Here is a 3458-nt window from a genome sequence, read left to right as displayed (position 1 = left end):
CGCTGCCACACCAGGTCTTCGCCGCCCGGCGTGCGGCGCAGGTGTATCCAACGGATCCCGTGCCCGAGAGGATCATCGAGCGCGGGCTCCCATTGACGGAAGCTGCCTTCGTAGACCAACCGCTCCATGGGCACCTGGGAGCCGAAGCTGACCGTCTCGTTGCTCCACGACTGCATCAAGACCCGGCCGCCGTCGTAGTGCTCGCGCAGCCAGGCCGCGGCCCGGGCGTTGACGCGTTCGGTGGCACCCGCCCGGAAGGCCTGGGCCTCCTCCAGCGTCGCAGTTCCCGTCAGCACGAGGTGCCCGCAACCCAACAGCGCTGCGACAGCGGGCAGGAACCGGAGCGGTGTCCGATCCGCCGGCACGAGGTAGGCGGTGAGCACCGCCGCCGGCAGCGCCATGACGAGCGCGAACCGGACGTTGTAGAGGTCACCGCTGATCTCGGGTACGTGCAGTGGCCGTTGACCGGACTGAAGCGCGCAGACGAAGAAGGGCAGGAACACCAGCAAGGGCAACGGCGCCAGGGCTTCGTCCCGCAACCTCGTCCGCCACGTGAAGCAGGTCAGCCCGACCCCGGACAGGACCAGCACAACCGGCCCCAGGTTGTGCTCCATGGCGTGCAGGTAGGTCCACAGCGACGCACCCCAATCACCGACGGCCTGCTCTCCTGCACCGACCCACAACGCGGGCTTGGCGAACTCCCCACGCACGAAGTTCAACGGATCACCGAAGATCGCGTCGTTCCACATCGCCCAGCCGGTCACGCCACCGACCGCCAGGCAGCCGAAGAACACCAGGTCGGCTCGCACGAGCACCCAGGGCTCCGGCGCCGTCCGCGACCGCCGCCAGGAACGCACTCCGACGACAGCCGCTACCGCCACCAGGAAAACCCACCCCTCGTAACGCACCAGGGTCGCCCCGAGGACAGCGACGGCCGTCGCCAGCAGATGCCGGTAGTCACCCTTCTGGCACCAGCACAGCAGGTGCCAGGTCGACGCGGCCAGACAGGCGAACAGCAGTGCCTCGGTCATCGGCGTGCTTTGCAGGTACAGGACATTGGGATTGGCGCAGAACACCAAGGCCGCGGTCACGCCACCCGCCCGGCGCCCGGTGAGCGCGGTGCCGATGCGGTACAACCAGCCCGCAGTGGCGACGTAGGCGCACATGGACACCACACTCGGCAGGACGCCCGCGTGGTACCACGACTCTTCCACCACGAACGGCAGTGCCAGCACGTGCGACAGCGGCAGCCACACCCCGCCGAGCTGGGCGGCACCGGGCGTCGACGCGTCGAGCACCCGACGGGTGATCAGGAGGTGCGACACCGCATCCGGGTAGGCCAGCGTCATCTGGCTCGCGGCCACCACAGCGCAAGCAGCCGCCGACAACACCACCGCGACCAGGAGCACCGCGCGGAAGACCGGATCGTGAGGCGAGAGCACCCTGCTGACGACACGGCCGACCGGCCTCGTACGGACCGAGCCCTTCCCGGCACCCGGCACATTCACGACCGAGGCGGTCGGCCCGTTGGTCCTCCCGCGCCGGTGCCGGGAGGAAAGTGCCGCTGCCCTCGCATCATGTCGGCGCGGCTCGGCGAGCAACTCCACCGGCGCCGGTGGCCGTGTGCGCACGCCCAGATCGGTCAGCGCCAGTCGGTCGACGAGGTGGTAGGCGAAATCCGGGCAGTGACGTCCGGTGTCCAGCGGAACCAGCCGCACTACCTTCCGCAGCCAGGAGCACATCCTGCGACGCGGCGGATCGAAGCGGGCGCAACGGCACCCGATGACCAGGCTGGCCCGGTCCTCACGCGCCGCCGCCAGCAGCGCAGGCAGTCGCGCGGAGGTGAAACGGACGCCGGTCAGGAAGATCCGCCGGTGATCGGTCTCCGCCAAGGCCACCGCCAAGCCCGTGCAGGGCAACACCTTCTCGTCACAACCGCGCTCGTGACGGACCACCTCGATGCGATCCCGATAGCGGTTCACCGCCTCGTCGATGACGCTCACCGAGGTGGCGGGATCGTCGTCTTCGAGAACGAGGAGCACGCAGTGCCGCTCTCCGACCCGGTCCAGCGCGGACACCAAGTCGTCCACCGCCGCTGCCAAGTCGCACTGATCCCGGTGAACGGACATGACCACGGTGACGGCCTCGGCGGCCCGCTGATCGGACAGACCCGGGTGGGGCATGAACCTGGTCACTCCTCGTGGAGAGAAACGAATCGTCACAGGCTTCGAGAAAGCGATCAGGGCATGATCCACATAGCGGCCCTCTTCCGCGACAGAGCATGGGTCGGCCCGCTCACCATCGCAACTGGAGCCACTCGGTCATCGACCCTGTGCACCCGTGTAGGTGACGTCATCCCACTCCACGAACCAGCTGGTGGACTACGCGCGGCTCGAGGTCGAAGGCAGCCGAGCTCGCCACCGGCGATCGGCTCCGCGAGTACGTCCGGGACCGGCCCATCCCTCCCCGTCGGCACACCCGACGGGACGGATGGCCGATGCCGGAGCGACCGCTGTTCCCGCCGGGAGCCTCGTGCTCCCGGCTTCCTGCCGTGCGGACCGCGATACCCGGTCAGCTCCCCGGTGGCGGTGGCGGTGGCGCGGTGCCGTCGATGTGCGTCTTGAGGAACTCGTAGGCCCGGTCGCCCACGCGCCTGCCCAATTCACGTCCCGCGTCGATGGCGGAGCGGAAGTGGACGCCGCCCAGGAGCCTGCTGAGGCCGCATTCCTGCTCCCACTCGGTCAGCGTCTCCCACGGGCCCAGGGTGGTGTCGGCGCGCGGGGTGATGCCCGGTTCGACCACCGACGCGCCCCTGGCGACACGGATCGACAGGCCGAGGGCGTCCGAACCGGTGAACCGGCGGGCCGCCTGGGCGAGCGCGCCGCAGAACGCGGTCGAGGTCGACGGGTACTCGGGGTGGTCCGCCGTCTCGAGGTAGCTGCGCCACTCGTTGCCCTTGATGTCGGTGACGGTGCCCTGACCGGGGCCGCCCCATGCGGTGACGTTCCGGTCGCCGTACAGGTAGCGGACCGCGGTGAACGGGCGGACCGCGTCGTAGCGCAGCTTGTAGTGCCAGGTCGCGATCCCGGCGTCGAACGGGGCCACGTTCGAGAGGGTGTCGAGGAAGACGAACCGGTCGAGGTCGTAGTGGTTGGCGGCCGCGATGTGCCGGAAGGCGGGCGGCAGGGCGTGGAACTTGTCGTTGAAGTTCTCGGCCAGGACCTTCTGGTAGTCGGTCAGGTTGGCCGAGGCGTGCAGGATCTCGTCCGCCTGGCGCTTGTACCCGGCCGGGTTGCGCACTGCGTCGCTGTTCACGGGCGGAGGCAGGGGGAACTCCGCGGGGTCGCGGTACGAATACGGCCGCGTGACGCTCCACTGCGGTGTGACGAACTCCTGGACCCGGAAGACGCCGTTGCCTTCGGTCACCACGTTCGGTTGCCAGCGGGACGGGTCCCGGA

Annotated in this window: 2 protein-coding genes; both read right to left on the bottom strand. The window is 69.4% G+C overall.

The window, feature by feature from the left end:
• A partial coding sequence (locus AB0G02_RS31890; RefSeq protein ID WP_360801509.1) for a glycosyltransferase family 39 protein occupies positions 1–2183 on the bottom strand: 2183 nt, incomplete at its 3' end.
• Positions 2184–2571: 388 nt separating this feature from the next.
• Positions 2572–3458 (bottom strand): vanadium-dependent haloperoxidase (locus AB0G02_RS31885; protein ID WP_360801506.1); only part of this gene is annotated, 887 nt, incomplete at its 5' end.

The sequence above is a fragment of the Actinosynnema sp. NPDC023658 genome, assembly GCF_040639995.1.
GTDB lineage: Bacteria > Actinomycetota > Actinomycetes > Mycobacteriales > Pseudonocardiaceae > Actinosynnema.
Note: the sequence above shows the minus strand (reverse complement) of the source record. Positions and strands in the feature narration are given on the sequence as shown.